General features: G+C 56.3%; 9 protein-coding genes and 1 pseudogene. 4 read left to right on the top strand and 6 right to left on the bottom strand.

The genetic code is table 11. The features are described from left to right. Nucleotides 1–17: 17 nt before the first annotated feature. Both B9K09_RS21585 and rep read right to left on the bottom strand, forming a co-directional pair. Nucleotides 18–590, bottom strand: coding sequence for a xanthine phosphoribosyltransferase (locus B9K09_RS21585; protein WP_087518737.1), 573 nt, complete (start codon nucleotides 588–590; stop codon nucleotides 18–20). Between the two features lie 97 nt (nucleotides 591–687). Continuing rightward, a complete protein-coding gene (gene rep, locus B9K09_RS21580; RefSeq protein WP_087518736.1) occupies nucleotides 688–2697 on the bottom strand; it encodes a DNA helicase Rep in 2010 nt (669 codons plus the stop codon). Between the two features lie 363 nt (nucleotides 2698–3060). Here rep and B9K09_RS21575 point away from each other — a divergent pair, with 363 nt between their 5' ends. Continuing rightward, the gene (locus tag B9K09_RS21575) at nucleotides 3061–4737 is read left to right on the top strand and encodes a bifunctional diguanylate cyclase/phosphodiesterase (protein ID WP_087518735.1); all 1677 of its coding nucleotides are present in this window, start codon (nucleotides 3061–3063) and stop codon (nucleotides 4735–4737) included. Here the strand turns inward: B9K09_RS21575 and B9K09_RS21570 are convergent. Together B9K09_RS21570 and B9K09_RS21565 are read right to left on the bottom strand one after the other, a co-directional pair. Then, nucleotides 4734–6119 (bottom strand): NorM family multidrug efflux MATE transporter, encoded by a 1386-nt coding sequence (locus B9K09_RS21570; protein ID WP_087518734.1) that lies wholly within the window; start codon nucleotides 6117–6119, stop codon nucleotides 4734–4736. The two genes, B9K09_RS21575 and B9K09_RS21570, sit on opposite strands and share 4 nt — an antisense overlap. A gap of 11 nt (nucleotides 6120–6130) precedes the next feature. Further along, nucleotides 6131–7459 carry an FAD-binding oxidoreductase gene (locus B9K09_RS21565; protein ID WP_087518733.1) on the bottom strand — a complete coding sequence of 443 codons (1329 nt, stop codon included), beginning with the start codon at nucleotides 7457–7459 and terminating at the stop codon, nucleotides 6131–6133. A gap of 317 nt (nucleotides 7460–7776) precedes the next feature. Here B9K09_RS21565 and B9K09_RS21560 point away from each other — a divergent pair, with 317 nt between their 5' ends. The 3 genes and pseudogenes from B9K09_RS21560 to B9K09_RS23025 all read left to right on the top strand — a co-directional run bounded on the left by B9K09_RS21560 (nucleotide 7777) and on the right by B9K09_RS23025 (nucleotide 10782). Next, complete coding sequence (locus tag B9K09_RS21560) at nucleotides 7777–8697, top strand: LysR substrate-binding domain-containing protein (RefSeq protein WP_087518732.1); 921 nt, start codon at nucleotides 7777–7779, stop codon at nucleotides 8695–8697. 108 nt (nucleotides 8698–8805) lie between these two features. Beyond that, a pseudogene (locus B9K09_RS23030) lies at nucleotides 8806–9924 on the top strand (Cache 3/Cache 2 fusion domain-containing protein); the annotation flags it as partial. Next, complete coding sequence (locus B9K09_RS23025; RefSeq protein ID WP_371917473.1) at nucleotides 9922–10782, top strand: methyl-accepting chemotaxis protein; 861 nt, start codon at nucleotides 9922–9924, stop codon at nucleotides 10780–10782. The pseudogene B9K09_RS23030 and the gene B9K09_RS23025, both read left to right, overlap by 3 nt. A 10-nt stretch (nucleotides 10783–10792) precedes the next feature. On the opposite strand, the gene B9K09_RS21550 is transcribed toward B9K09_RS23025, so the two are convergent. Both B9K09_RS21550 and B9K09_RS21545 read right to left on the bottom strand, forming a co-directional pair. Beyond that, nucleotides 10793–12289, bottom strand: coding sequence for a YifB family Mg chelatase-like AAA ATPase (locus B9K09_RS21550; protein ID WP_087518730.1), 1497 nt, complete (start codon nucleotides 12287–12289; stop codon nucleotides 10793–10795). A 158-nt stretch (nucleotides 12290–12447) separates the two neighbouring features. After that, nucleotides 12448–16062, bottom strand: a complete 3615-nt coding sequence (locus tag B9K09_RS21545) for an autotransporter outer membrane beta-barrel domain-containing protein (RefSeq protein WP_087518729.1) — start codon at nucleotides 16060–16062, stop codon at nucleotides 12448–12450. Nucleotides 16063–16076: the final 14 nt, after the last annotated feature.

Here is a 16076-nt window from a genome sequence, read left to right as displayed (position 1 = left end):
TTGATGAGCTGCAAGGCTTATTCGAGAAAAGTAACTTTGCCGTCCGCCAGTGAGCTGATGCGTGCCAGGGATTCAACCCGGAATCCTTGTTCGTCCAGCTCGTTACGGCCAACTTGAAATGACTTCTCGATCACCACGCCAATCCCGGCGATGCTCGCGCCAGCTTGTTCAATCACATCGATCAGCGCTTTTGCAGCGCGACCGTTGGCCAGGAAATCATCAATCACCAGTACATGGTCATCGGCGGTGAGGTGCTTGGCCGAGACCGCAATGGTGCTCTCAGTCTGCTTGGTGAAGGAGTAGACCTTCGAGGTCAGCAAGTTGTCTTTGAGCGTTAGCGACTGGTACTTACGGGCAAAAATAACCGGTATCCCGAGTTCCAGGCCTGCCATCACCGCCGGGGCAATGCCGGAGGCTTCGATGGTGACGATTTTAGTGATGTTCTGGTCGCGAAAGCGAACCGCGAACTCATGGCCAATCTGTTGCATCAGCTTGGGATCAATCTGATGGTTCAAAAAGGCATCGACTTTGAGTACTTGCTCTGAGAGGACAATGCCTTCTTCGCGAATTTTTTGTTTCAGCGCTTCCACGCAACATCCCTCATTTAGTGTGAAACCCCAATCTATGTCGAGGTGTTGTTCAGCCATTCAGCTCTACACAGTCAACAGTTGAGCCATAGCTAACTGCCTATTTTTTCAGCATTGCCCTCAGGTCCGCCAGTGCCGCATTGCCACGGGCGGCTTTTACCTCAACTGGCGCCTCTTCCAGGCCTTCCCACTGCAAATCCTCTGGCGGCAATTCGTCAAGGAACCGGCTGGGCGTACATTCGATTATCTCACCGTATTGTTTACGCTTGGAGGCGAAGGTGAATGCCAGCGTTTCCCGTGCGCGGGTGATACCAACGTAGGCTAGGCGCCGCTCTTCTTCAATGGTGTCTGCTTCGATACTGGAACGGTGCGGAAGGATTTCTTCCTCCATGCCGATAATGAACACATACGGAAACTCCAGACCCTTGGATGCGTGCAAGGTCAGCATCTGCACGCCATCAGCGCCTTCCTCTTCCTCTTGTTGGCGTTCGAGCATGTCACGCAAGACTAGCTTGCCGATGGCATCTTCGATGGTCATGTCGCCGTCTTCGTCGCGTTCCAAGGTGTTTTTCAACGCCTCGATCAGGAACCAGACGTTGCCCATGCGCGCATCCGCCACTTTGTCGTTGGACGCATTTTGGCGCAGCCAGTTTTCGTAATCGATGTCCATGACCATGCTGCGCAGTGCGGCGATTGGATCATTCTGCGCGCACTGCTGGCGTACGCCATCCATCCAGCGGGTGAAACGTGCCAAACGATCGGTAAAACGGCTGTCGAGGTGTTCACCAAGGCCGAGTTCACCCGCCGCCTGGTACATACTGACTTTACGCTCGGTGGCGTAGTTGCCCAGTTTTTCCAGGGTTGCCGAGCCGATTTCGCGCCGCGGTACGTTAATCACCCGTAAAAAGGCGTTGTCGTCATCGGGATTCACCAGCAGGCGGAAGTAGGACATTAAGTCCTTCACTTCCTGGCGCGCAAAGAAACTCGTGCCGCCGCTGAGGCGATAAGGAATCTGGTGGTGCTGGAGTTTCAGCTCCATCAGCTTGGCCTGATAGTTACCTCGGTAAAGAATCGCAAAGTCGTTGTAGGGCCGGTCGGTGCGCAGGTGCAAGGTGAGAATTTCCATGGCCACGCGCTCGCACTCGGCATCTTCATTGCGACAACGGATCACGCGGATCTCATCACCCACGCCCATGTCACTCCAGAGTTGTTTCTCGAAGGCGTGCGGGTTGTTGGCAATCAGGATATTGGCGCACTTGAGGATGCGGCTGGTCGAGCGATAGTTCTGCTCGAGCATGACAATCTTCAGTGACGGGTAGTCTTCCTTGAGCAGCATCAGATTTTCTGGCCGGGCACCGCGCCATGCGTAGATCGACTGGTCATCGTCGCCGACAACGGTGAACTGGTTACGCATGCCCACCAACAGTTTTACCAGCAAGTATTGGCTGGCGTTGGTGTCTTGATATTCATCGACCAGTAGATAGCGAATGCGGTTTTGCCACTTTTCCAGAATGTCCGCATGTTCCTGAAACAGCTTGACGGGCATCAGGATCAGGTCATCAAAGTCGACAGCGTTATAGGCCTTTAATGTGCGCTGGTAATGCAGGTAAACGATGGCTGCGGTTTGTTCTTTCGGGTTGCGCGCTTCGGCCAGCGCCTGGTCGGGCAGAATCAGGTCGTTTTTCCACGAGCCGATGTAATTCTTGATCTCATCAATGCCGTCGTCACCGGCATACTCTTTTTGCATGATGTCGCTGAGCAGCGCCTTGATATCACCCTCATCGAAGATCGAGAAGCCCGGCTTATAACCCAGGCGCGCATATTCCTTGCGGATAATGTTCATGCCCAGGTTATGGAAGGTCGAAACCGTCAACCCGCGCGCTTCAGCACCTTTGAGCAGCGTGCCGACACGCTCCTTCATCTCGCGCGCAGCCTTGTTGGTAAAGGTCATGGCGACAATGTGCTGGGCGCGAATGCCGCAGTTTTGCACCAGATGGGCAATCTTGCGGGTGATGACGCTCGTCTTGCCGGAGCCAGCACCGGCGAGCACCAAAAGAGGGCCGCCGACGTAGTTCACGGCTTCCTGCTGCCGGGGGTTCAGTCGGGACATTACAGTTATCACATGGAGAGTGGGCGCGCATTTTAGCAGGCTCAGCGCTTTGTGCCTTGACCATCTGGAAGTGTGTGTTAGCGCACGGAGTCAGACGAGGTGGGCTTGGTTCTTTGGCGAATTACAGTAATCTTCGAGCGATGACAAACATTCAATAGTGGCTATATGCTTCTTGTCGGTTTGTACCGTCGGTCAGAATCCACAGGGTTCAGCGCTAGCCAGCACACCTCAAAGGTGTGGCACTTGTCGAAGGCTCGACTTTAGAGCAGGATGCTCCAGCGCAACAGGGATGTGCAGATTAGACGCCGAAAAGGCGCGTTTGGTGGAGAAACCACTGCATTATTTTGTCTTTGGGGAGGTTGTTTGTCTGCGTTCGTCGAGCCCTTAACGCTGATCCTGCTTGCCGAGGATGCTACTTGGCCTGCGCTAGTGCAGGCATGCCTTGAGCCTATGGACGGGGCGTACTCGCTCATCTGCGCCTCCTCTTGGGACGTAGCACGTGACCTATTGGGCGACCACAACAGCAGTGTGCTGCTGACTACGCCGAGTTATCTGCCGTCACTTGGTGTTTGCCCGCTACCGCTCATCTTGTTGCTCGAGCAGGAACCCCTCGATGAGCCGCAAGGCATCAATGATTGGTTGGTCCGCTCGCAGCTGACCAAGGATGTACTGCGCCGTTGCCTGCGTTATGTGCGCGAGCAGGGCTCGCTCAAACACACACTTAATCGTTTGGCGGAGCAAGATGCGCTGACCGGCATTGCTAATCGCCAAGGTTTTCAGACGCTGCTTTCGGCGCGTTTAGCGGCAACTGATAGTCGCGGCCTGGCGCTTGGCCATCTTGATTTGGACAATTTTCGCCACGTTAACGATTCCTTGGGGTTTCAGGCTGGCGATAATTTGATCACGCAAGTGGTTGCGCGGCTTAAGTCGATCCTGCAGTCGGGTGATCAACTGGCTCGATTAGGCAGCGATGAGTTTGCCTTGTTGCTCGATACCCGGCGCGATCCGCTTCGCGTGGAGCGTTTCGCCGAGCGCTTGACCGAAGTGTTGGCAGAACCCTATTGGGTTGACGGTGAGAGCCTGATGCTCGGCTGTAGCCTTGGTCTGGCCCATGCCCGCTCCAATGCGGGGCCTGATCCGTTGATGTGGCATGCGCACATTGCCATGCAGCAGGCTAAGAATCAGCAAGGTTGCACCTCATACATCTACGATGAGCGCATCAACCACAATGCGCGCAGCCAAGCTGACCTCGAAAGTGAATTGCGCCGGGCACTGCGTCGCGATGAGCTGGAGCTGCATTATCAGCCACGCTTGTGCCTGAAGACCGGGACTATTGTCGGGCTTGAGGCCCTGGTGCGCTGGCGTCACTCAACCCGTGGTCTGCTTGCACCGAATGAGTTTGTACCGCTTGCCGAAGAAAGCGGTCTGATTGTACCGCTCGGTTACTGGGTTATTTCCCGTGCCTTGCGTGACATGCAATGGCTGCGTGGGCAGGGCTTGGCGCCGCTGCATATGGCAGTCAATCTGTCGTTCCGCCAGTTTCAGGACAGCCAGCTGTTGCCAACGCTCAAACGCTTGATCGATGAGCGTGGGATTGGTGCGCAGTGGCTGGAGTTTGAGCTGACCGAGACCGCCATCATGCGTCGTAGCGACCATGTGCGTCAGACCATGCTGGCGTTGGGCGAGCTGGGTGTGCGCTTCTCGCTGGATGACTTTGGCACTGGCTTTTCTTCGTTCGTGCACCTCAATAGCCTACCGATTACTTTGCTCAAGATTGATAAAAGCTTTGTCGGCGGCATGTGTGACCGTTCGGAGAACCGCTTGCTGGTGCGGGCAATGATTAACTTGGCCCATAACCTCAACTTGCAGGTGGTCGCTGAGGGTGTTGAAAACGCTGAGCAGCTCGCCATGCTGCGCCAGTTTGGTTGTGATCAGGCGCAGGGTTTTTTGATCAGCAAGGCCATTTCACTGAGCGATCTGGCGAAATTTATGGCGTGCGATGTGCCTAAGCTGCTGCCGGGCGTGAGTAAGAAAAACTAAGTTGCTGTGTCGCAAGCCTTGAGATCCTCACTGGCCAGCATGCGTGCGGTTTTCCATTCAAAGCCCAGCGCCAGGCTGACTGCGGCGCATGCAAGACCGCTGGCTAACCCCCACCAGACACCTGCGGCGCCCCAGTTAAAGACAAATGTCAGCGCCCACGCCATGGGCGCACCAATCAGCCAATAACAGACCAGACCGGTGTAAAACGTCGTTTTGGCATCCTTCAGGCCGCGAATCGCGCCCATGGCGATGGTTTGAATACCATCAAACAGTTCAAACCAGGCAGCAATCGCCAGCAAACTAACGGCCAGCGCGACAATCGATTTAAACGCGGGGTCATCCGGGTCGAGAAATAAGCCAATGACCCATTGCGGTGCCAGCCAGAACAACAAGGCAAAGCCGAGCATGCAGGTCGCGCCAAACATGATGCCCAGTCGGCCACTGCGCCGCGCCTCAAGCAAGCGGCCAGCGCCATAATGCTGGCCAATCCGGAAGGTGACCGCATAGGAAATACCAACCGGCACCATAAAGGCGACGTACACCGATTGCAGGGCAATTTGGTGCGCGGCCATCTGTGTGCTGCCCAGCGCACCCATGCACAGCGCGGCAAAGGCAAATAACCCTGACTCCACTGCATAGGTGCCGCCAATGGGTAAGCCAAGGCGAATCAGCTCCTTGAGCTCTTGCCAGTCCGGCTGCCATACACCCCGTTGCAGTGGATACGCGTGATAGGCGCTGTGCCGCATCACATGCCAAGCCAGAAGCAAGGCCATGACGCTCATTACAATCGCGGTGACCAGGCCAATGCCAGCCAAGCCCATTTGCGGCAGACCAAACCAACCTTTGATCAAGGCATAGTTGAGAATGAAGTTCGCCAGCGCACCACCAATGCTGATCGCCATGACCGGCCCGGGTCGGCCGATTGCGCTGGTAAAGCCGCGCAGCGCCATAAATGTCATGTAGCCGGGCAGGGCGAATACCAAGGTCGAGAGAAAACGCATGGCTCGCTCAACGTTTTCCGGGGTTTGCTGGAAATGCTCCAGGGCGGGCTCAAGGTTCCACAACATCAACCCGGCCATCAAGGCCAAGCCCCAGCCCATCCATAAACCATTCTGGGTCAGGCGGGTGACACCTGCTGCGTCACCAGAGCCATGACGAATAGCCACCAAATTACCCACTGCGCCAATTGCCCCGACGCAGAAAATCGAGACGAACGAATAACATGCCGCGCCAAGCCCGCCACCTGCCAGCTCTTGAGGGCCAAGCATGCCCATCATCACCGTGTCAGTGAAGACCATTAATACGTGCGCCAATTGCGCCGCGATAAGCGGGCCAGATAGACGCAGGATAGCCAGCAACTCAATACGATTAGGGCTCGACATGCGCGGGTTCTTCAGAAAAGTGAGTAAGGTTTGCCAGCGCTGCCATCAGCAAAGCGACTGCTGCGAAACGCGCTTAAATCGAGTGATGTATTACCCTGAGTCGCCCATTGCGCCATCAGTTGACCGACGATTGGGCCCATGGCAAAGCCATGACCACAAAAACCGGTAGCGATCAGCAAGCCGGGAATTTGGCTGGGCGCATCGAGCACTGGAATGCCATCGGGCAAGACGTCGATAAACCCAGCCCAGCTCTCTATTACGCGAACCTCATGCAATGCCGGAAAGGCGCGGGCCAAGGCTTTTTCAGCGGCTCTTACACGGCTTAGCTCGGGTCTGGCGTGTGGGTCGCGTTCGCCGAGCGCTTTATTCTCGCCGCGCAGGCGTAGCTTGAGGTCATGCAGCAACGCAGCGTTTAGATGGAAGCGAAAACTGCGGTGATGCTCCGGCAATAACGGTAAATACCACGAGGCGCCGCGCATAAAGTCCAAGCTCAGGTCGACGTCAGCTTGCGCCTCATCCGCGAGGTTGAGACTGCCGTCAGCCCGTTGCCGAATGCCAATGCCGTGGCCAATAAAGCTGCAGCCGCCAATGTCTGGAACCGGGCTGGTGCGCGACACTGTACTGCGCAGCGCTTGCTGGGGAATATCCAGCCCAAGCGGTGCCAGCAAACGCCAACTGCTGGCACCTGCAGCAATCAGCACGCGTGATGTTTTGACGTAGCCGCGTTCAGTCTGCACGCCACAAATAGCGCCACCTGCGCGATCGATCGCAGTGACACCGCAGCCTTCGGCAAACACCACGCCTGCTTCCACGCCACGCAGTGCATAGCCCGGCGCTACCCGGCGCGGCTCAGCTTGGCCATCACTTGCAGTGAACAATCCGCCTTTTGCCGGATTGGCCAAGGCCGGTAGCTTGGCGGCGACTTCGCGGCTGCTCAGGAGCTGGGTGTCGAGGCCATGGCTGGCGGCAACGTCCAGCCAATCATGGTACTGACGCAGGTGCTCATCATTTTCAGCCAGATACATGCAGCCGTCTTGCCGCCACTCCAAAGGTAACTGCAACTCATGCTCAAGCTGCTGCCACAGCTTGATCGAGGCCATCATCAGCGGTACTTCAGCCGGGTCGCGTGCTTGTTGACGAACAAAGCCCCAGGCCCGCGTCGATTGCTGGCTGGCCAGCCCGGCTTTGTCACAGACCAACACCGATAAGCCCATTTGGCGCAGGTAATATGCGCTTGCACAGCCCATGATGCCTGAACCGGCAATGACGATATCGACTTCGCGTGGCAGTGGTGCTGCACTGCTGATAGCGGGATGAAGTGGGTAGCTGCCGTGCGACATAAAAAGGGGCCACGTTGAGTATTTGAGGAACCTCTGAAAAACTACTGCGCTAGGTATTACGGCGTTAAAAAATTGCTCAAAATGCTCATTTACAGCTCGTAAAGTCGAGCGCGACCCCGGTCGCTTTTTCGCATTTTTTGATTCGCTGCGCTCGCCCTTCGGGCCAGCCTTTGGCTGTTACTCCCGTTGGTCGTTGCGCCTTGTACTCCCGTCGCTCGCTACCTTTTTCAGAGGTTCCTTGGTCGTGCAGTATGTGAATGTACGGCGGCTTACTGCAAAATGAAAATATCTCTCTTTAGTATGAGTTTTAGTTATCCATGAGTCGCAAGCTACCACCGTTGTATGCACTGCGTGCTTTCGAGGCAGCCGCACGCCATTGCTCGTTTACTCAGGCGGGCGATGAGCTTGCAATCACGCAAAGTGCAGTGAGCCGACATGTGCGCACGCTTGAGGAGTATTTCGACTGTCGTTTATTCGAGCGTTGCGGGCGTAGCCTCAAGCTAACGGAGCCAGGTCGTACTTTACTCCCCGGCTTGCGCGAAGGCTTTGATGCATTGGAGCGTTCATGCGCTCCTTTGCAGGCTGATGATGGGATATTGCGTTTAAAAGCTCCGTCGACCCTGACCATGCGCTGGTTGCTGGCCCGGCTTTCGCGGTTCCGTGCGCACAATGATGACATTGAGGTGCAACTGACCAGCGCATGGATGGATGTCGATAAAGTCGATTTCCTGCATGAACCCTTTGATTGCGCAGTACTGCTGAGCACCGGCAATTTTGCTGATGATTGGGAAAGTGAATTGTTATTTGCTGAGTGGTTGATCCCCGTGTGTGCGCCCGATGCTGCGCGCAATGGCGCTTGGGATCTGGCGCAACTGCAAAGCGCAGAATTGCTGCATCCAACCCCAGACCGCCGCGATTGGCGCCAGTGGTTACAGGCAATGAACCTGGCGGAGCACATACCGCTGCGCGGCGGGCAGGTGTTCGACACCTTGGAGTTGGGCATGGTGGCGGCAGCGCGTGGCTACGGCGTGTCGATTGGCGATTTGGTGATGGTCGCAGAGGACGTCGAGCAAGGACGCCTTGCTTTACCTTGGCCAGCAGCGGTGCCGAGTGGCTGCAGTTATTACTTGGTATGGCCCAAGGCGCGGCGTAATCAGCAGCGGTTCCAGCGGTTGCGTGACTATCTGGTCAGCGAGGTCGCCGCAATGCACCTACCGCAGGTCGAATGGATCAAGTAATCGGTCAAACACTACTTAAGTTATTTGTCCCATGGCCGATGAAGCCGACACAGCAGTGGTGCCTCCGATGTTTGTGGCGCCCAGAGTATTTGTTATGTCGGAGCATTTATGAACCATTCCCGTTCTTCCATCACCCGGCAGCTTGCTATGGCGCTGGCGATTATCCTGACTGTTCTGATCAGCCTCAGCACAGTGTTCGCCTTGCGCTCTTTGAGCGATGCCAACGTGGCGATCCGTGAAGAACATTTGGCCAGCGAGTCGCGCTTGATGGCTGATCAGCTGAATACTTTCAACACAAGTCTGCTTGAGAGTACGCAGCGTCTTGCGGGCCTGTTTGAGAAGCGCTTCAGTTCGGGGATGGTCGTCCGGCCAGCTGAGCGAATCAGCGTGGTTGGTGTGCAGACGCCTGCGCTGTATGTCGGCGACGAACTGCTCAACAATGTTTTCGAGCGCGTAGATGAGTTTAAGAACCTGACGGCGGGAGTGGCCACGGTATTCGTCCGTGATGGCACTGAGTTCGTGCGAGTGACAACCTCGCTAACCAAACAAGATGGCAGTCGTGCCATCGGCACGGTGCTGGATCACAATCACCCTGCTTATCAGCGCTTGCTTCAAAACCAAAGTTACGTGGGGCGCGCGTTGCTTTTTGAGCGCTCTTACATGACCCAGTACACACCGGTTACCGATAGTCAGGGCCAGGTGATTGCAGTGTTGTTTGTCGGCTTTGATTACACCGATACACAAAACAGTCAGTTTGATGCACTCAAGGATTTCCGCATTGGTAAGGCAGGCTCGCTGGCAATCTTCGATACAAGCGGCAAGTGGCTGGTTGCCCCCTTCGCTGCGCAAACAACGGATTCAGCGCCTGCGCAACTGATAGAGCACTCGGCAACGCCCAGCAAAGGCATGATCTGGAGTGATGGCCAGCAAGACTTTTACAGCGTTAGCGCACCTTTCAACGCGGGTGGCTGGCAGGTGGTCGCAAGTATGCCGATGGCTGAAGTTCAGGCGGTGACTTGGTCGCTCGGCTGGCAGCTGGCGATTGGCAGTCTGATAGCGCTGGTATTGGCAGTTACAGCGGTGATCTGGTTGCTGCGACGTAAGTTGCAGCCGCTTGGTCAGTTGGTTAAGCAAGCGCAGGCTTTGGGTGCTGGTGATTTGAGCGCACGCTCAACGCTCAGCGGCAATGATGAAATCACAGATCTCGCCAGTAACTTCAACCAAATGGGTGAAGCGCTTGCGAGCATGGTCGCGCGTATTCGCAGTTCGGCACAGGCGGTTAGCAGTCGTGCTCAGGCGCTATCAGGCCTTTCCAGCGGTGCTTATGAAGGTATCGAGCAGCAGTCGGGTGAGATCACTAGCATGGCGGGCGCAGTTGAGGAGTTCAGCGCAACATCCCTGAATATCGCCGACAACATGCGCCAGACCGAACGTCTGGCCAGTGATAACGCTCAGCAGACCAACATCGGGCGTAGCTCGATGGACGAGGCGTCAAAGGCACTTGAGCAGATCGCCCACTCATTGGATGCTACATCAGCGGTGATCAACACTTTAGGTCAGCGTTCGCAGGAGATCGGCGGTATTGTCAGCGTGATTACCTCGATTGCCGAGCAAACCAATCTGCTGGCTTTGAATGCGGCGATTGAAGCTGCACGCGCGGGAGAGCAAGGCCGTGGTTTTGCCGTGGTTGCTGATGAAGTCCGTAGCTTGGCGGGGCGCACCCGTGATGCGACGACAGAAATTTCCAGCATGATCAGCAGTATTCAAACTGAAACAACCACTGCCATCAGTACCATGCAGCAAGGTCAGTTGTTGATGAGCGAAGGCTTGCAGCTTAATTCTCGGGTGGTCGAAGCGCTGGCACAAATTGCCGAGAAAACCAGCATGGCCGGGGAGCAGTTTGCCTCAATCACTACCGCCACTTCAGAGCAAAGCAGCACGGCGACAGCGTTGAGCAGCAATCTGCAGAGTATTGCCCTGGCCAATAACGAGCAGCACCAGGTGATCTTGAATCTGGCAGAGACCGCCCGCGAGCTTGACGGCTTGGCTGGCGAGTTGCGCGATGAGGTTGGACGCTTTCAGTAGCGGTACTGCATCAGCTCTGCGCATGACCGCGGTATTGCATTGCTTCAGCCAAATGCTGGCGGCTGATCTCTGCAGCGCACTCAAGGTCGGCCAAGGTGCGCGCAACTTTGAGTACGCGGTGAGCCGCACGCAGCGATAAGGCCAGCCGCTCACAGGCATTCTCCAGCCAGCGCTGATCATCTGCCTGCAAAGGACAGTGCTGGCGTAGGCCCGCCAGATCAAGAAATGCATTGGCGCAGCCTTGACGTTGCATCTGCCGTTGGCGGGCGTTGGCGACATGGGCGGCGCTGGTGGCGGTGTCACTTCCTGTGCTTTGCGGTACGTGCAGAGTTGTCGTTTCACGGGCCACGGTGACGTGCAAATCAATACGGTCGAGCAGGGGCCCGGAAAGCTTTGCCCGATAGCGTTGAATCTGCTCGCTGCTGCAACGGCAGCGCCCGCTGGGGTCGCCGAGAAACCCACATGGACAAGGATTCATGGCGGCAACCAGCTGGAAACGGGCCGGAAAGCGCACCTTGTCACGGGCGCGGGCAATCACGATATGCCCGCTTTCAAGGGGTTCGCGCAGCACCTCAAGCACTTTGCGATCAAACTCAGGCAGTTCGTCTAGAAACAACACGCCGTGGTGCGCGAGTGTGATTTCGCCGGGTTGCGGGCGACTGCCGCCACCGACCAATGCCGGCCCGGATGCGCTGTGATGGGGTGTTCGGAAAGGGCGCTGTGGCCATGCCGTCAGCGGGGTGTGGCTGGCCACCGAATGAATGGCGGCAACCTCCAGCGCTTCCTGTTCACCAAGCGGCGGCAATAAACCGGGTAGGCGGCTGGCGAGCAGAGTCTTGCCGGTGCCGGGTGGGCCGCTAAACAGTAAGTTGTGGGAGCCGGCTGCGGCGACCAGCAATGCACGTTTTGCCGCTAATTGACCCTGTACTTCGGATAAGTCCGGGTAAGGCTGAACATGGTGCAACAGGCCTTTTGATTGATACGGTGCAATCACCGCCAAGCCATTGAAGTGCGCCGCCAACTGCAATAAATGCTCTGCTGCAATCACGTTCAAACCGGAGGCGAGGCTGGCCTCTTCGGCGTTGGCGCTGGGCACCACTAACGTGCGGCCACTGGTTCTGGCGGCCAGAGCCGCTGGTAATACTCCGCGCACAGAGCGGATTTCCCCGGACAATGCCAATTCACCCAGGCACTCAATGTTTTCAAGTGCTTTCGCGGGTATTTGTCCGCTCGCAGCGAGAATTCCCAAGGCGATGGCTAAATCAAAACGACCGCCGTCTTTGGGCAAATCGGCGGGCGCTAAGTTGAGCGTGATGCGACGCGGGGGAAACTCAAATGCAGAGTTGAGAATGGCACTGCGTACTCGGTCTTTGCTTTCTTTTACCGCTGTTTCGGGCAGGCCGACCAATGCCAATGATGGTAAGCCATTCGCAAGGTGGGCTTCGACAGTGACGGCGGGTGCATCAACACCCACTTGGGCGCGGCTGTGGACTACGGCCAGCGACATCGTTCACTCCTTGAAATCTAGGGTATCGCTTCCTGCGATATATCGAGAGTAACAGGTTCGGCTGGAGGGGGACGCAATCGGCTGGTTCAGCTATGGATTGTCGCTGAGCAATAAAAACGGAGCGCGAAGGCTCCGTTTTTATTGGCTGTAGCTGGGGGTTAAAATCTTAAGCGCATACCTACTGTGCCGTTGACGGCAGTGCTGTCGCCAAAGTTATTCACAGATGAGTCGACAGACACCTCGCCATACAGCGAGAGCTTGTCTTCATTCCAGTTATAACTTCCGCCTACACCGAGGCCTGTCCAGAGTCGTTCAGGACGATTTTTGAGTTTTACCTCGGCAACATCAACCTGTGTGCCATCGAGAAACTCGTAGTACAGATTGCTGATTGCGTAGACATGGCTGCGGCGGATTTTGTTGGTGTCATCCAGCCAGCGACTATCGTGATCAAGCGAAACACCAAGGCGTGAGCGCAGGCTATCGGCTGAGTCGAGGGAGGTGCGGGTGTTGAACTCATCGGTGAAGCTGTCGAAATCAACGCGTGAGTAGATCAACTGAGCTTGTGGCGTCAGGGTCAGGGTTTGGTTAAGTTCAATTTGCTTACCGCTCTCGACGGAGAAGGCGTAGCCAAAACCATCGTTATCCGACGTCAGCCGACGATCTGTTTCGTCAGAATCAATATCGGTTTTATACCAGGTTGCCGAGGCTTGCGAGTCAACATAAAAGCCATTTTCTTGCAGCCAAGTTAAGGTCAAACCGGCACCGTAACCTCGGCTGTCGATATTACCGTCACCGAAAAATGAATCAACCTGCGAGTCAGATGTTCCGTAGTGTGCCGTCACCCCGCCAATCAGCTTGTTGCCGCGTTCGTCCTCGTTCAGCAAGGCGTCGAGTCCGGCCTGCATTTTCCAGCGATTGGTCACTGAGTCGGCATCGATGGTTCCGGCATTTGGACGGTTACGTTGGTAGGTGCCTTCAACGCGAGCCCAACTGGCACCGTTTTCGATATAGGTTTGCTCGCCGTCAATGTTGGTGGTTGTGTTGGTGGTTGTGCTGGTTTGTGCCGCTCCACTGGCGGCGTGCCAGTAACGATTGCCAACACGCTGTTGCATGGTTGGCAAACCGTTCATATCGAGTAGCGCTTGGCCATACTGCTGGTACAGCGCAGCCGCAGGGCTGTAACGCGGTGCTGTTGGGGTTGGAGGGGTTGTCGGATCGACCGCGGGAGTCGGCTGAATCGTTGAGGCCAGATACCAGTCACCGGTTGGTGCTTTGTGTAGCGTGTAAGCGTAGGCGCCAGCGACAACGGCTTGTTGGTTGTCCTTGGTCACGATGTCGCCATTGAGGGCGAACACGCCGTTTGAGTTACCCGCTACTTGCACGACTTCGATGCCGTTGTTGGTCTGAGCGCCAGTACCGCCGAGATTATTGACGCTGAGTGCAGTGTTGCCCGCAGAGTTACCTTCAATCACCAGCTTGTCGGTTAACGAATTATCGCCGCCGAGGACGCTGTCGATTTTCAGACTGGCGTCTTGTCCGCGGTAATTGCCTGAGGCGCCATTTGGATTGCTGGCGACGACAAAACGATTGCCTGCGCTGTTGTTTTGCAGGTCGATGGTGCCACGGTTGTTAACGTCACCCGTGACTGTAAATTTTAATTGTGTGGTGCGCACGGTTGCACCTCGATTGATGATCAAGCCCCGTTGCGTTACATCGTCGCTGCCGCCAACGGTGAGGCCTGATGCGCCAAACTTGATGCGGGTGCCTGCATCGAGAACCACTGTTTCCCAGTTCTGCAGAGTGTCAGCAGCGACATCTCGCTCGCCACCGGCAAAGGTCAGGCTGTCGCCGCTGCCATTGAGGTTGTCGTAGACACCGTTGCCGCCATCGAAAAGACTGACTGCCGAGATGTCCGCGCCATTTTCGATAGTTGCACGGTCGGCGCCCATGCCAAGCATGACCTTGCCGCTCGTTGTGCTGCCCGCTAACAGGTTTAACTGATCATCACCAGCGTTGGTCAGGATGTCACCGTTAATCGTGCCAGCACTGTTGATCGTGCTGTCACCGCTACCGTCGAGAATCGCGATCCCCGAGGCTGCGCTTACGTTGGCTGTTGCGTCGAGGTCAACACTACCATTGGCTTGGGTGCTGGTTTTGATACCTGCGGCCTGACCACTGCCGCCGAGCAACGTACCTGCGGCTTTAATCCTGTAGCGCTGCTCGGGTGAAACCGCTTGAGCAACAATCGCCGAAGCATTTTCTCCGCTCGCGTGAACGCTCGCCATTGGCCCTTGGTTAACGCTTACATCGCCACTAATTGAGTAGCCATAGAGGCCATGGCTGCCATTTCCTGAGGTGGTAACGGTGCCGCCACTTTGGTTGATGCTGCTGTTACCTGAGCCAGTGGCTTCTGCCAGAATCCCGTGACTTAATTGTTCAAGATCGCCCGTGCCACTGGTACTGATACTGCCGCCAGACTGGTTGATGCTGACATTGCCTTTGCTCAGTGGATCACTCTGTGCCAGCAAACCAACAGCGCTATTACCTAGGGTTGTGACACTGCCGCCGCTGAAGTTGATGATGCTGTCGTTGTCGATCCGGCTGGGCGCACCGTTATCGGTTTGGACAAAGATAGCTTCAGCTTCTTTGGCGAGGGTGGTGATACTGCCGCCCGTCATGTCGACCTGGGCGACGCCAGGGCCGCCGCGTACCAGCGCATAGGCACCTTCGGAGTCAAAACCGCTGCTGGCGGTGCCGGTGGTAATACTGCCAGCACCTATTTTGATACGTGCATCACCGCGGCTGTTTTGTACGCGCAAGGCGTCAGACGTATCTCCAAGAGTGGAGAGTGAAGCTCCGGGAGTATTGAACACGATCAGCGAGTTCTTACCGTTGTTGGTATTGCCGCCCGCCATGTCGATGATCACATTGCCGCCATCAGCGGCGAATACACCTTCGTTATTGTTGTTGTTGACGCTGATATCGACGTTTTCACCGGTGATGACCACGGCGTTATTCTCGCCTGTGGCAATAATGCCAAAACCTTCGGAGCGACTGCTGAGGTTAGCCAAATCAATGCGTGAGCCCGCTGTGCCATTGGCCTCAACCGCGCGGCTGACCACCTCAAGTATTGTGTCGCCTTGCACCTTGATGCTGGCGCCGTTACTCGCACGTAAGCCGTGCTCAAGTTTCACCGCGGGTTTATTGCTGGTGCCTGCGGGGCCACGGGACACAGCATCAAGGTTGCCGTTAAGCAAGATGCTACCTCGGTTTGCGTCAATCGCGATGGCATCCGCCTGCGTGGTGATCAGGCGAGTATCGCCGCCGATCACAATCGAGCCGCTGTCGGTCGAGCGCAGAAGTTGACCGGTTGCGGTGCCTGCTGCGCCGTTGAGGATGCTGGTGAGGTTGCCCTCAATGCTCAAGGCTGCATTGCGGGCAAATACCACGGCGCGATTACCGTCGGGCGTGCTCGGTAAAACTTCAGCACTGATGTCTGGCGCTGTCAGCGTCAGTGAACTGTTGGCGCTGCTGCGAATCGGTACATTGATGGTGTTTGAGGTAAAGCTGGTGTCTGCGTTGGTGCAGGTCGAGCCTTCCGTGGCACCGGCGCCTGGCTGAGTAACGCATGCCGCATAAGCGCTGTCGGAGCCGCTAACCGTCAAAGCCAGAAGTGCGCTGAATGAGGCGCACTGCAAGGCACACAGTTGACGTCCTGCACGCACAGTGAATGCCGGGGTGGAGGTGGAACTCTTCTTTATAGTCCGCTTCATGATCGACTTCCTTT

Origin of the sequence: Pseudomonas sp. M30-35, assembly GCF_002163625.1 — a bacterium.
Classification (GTDB): domain Bacteria; phylum Pseudomonadota; class Gammaproteobacteria; order Pseudomonadales; family Pseudomonadaceae; genus Aquipseudomonas.
The sequence above is the reverse complement of the archived record's forward strand: the minus strand, read 5'-3'. Positions and strand labels throughout refer to the sequence as shown.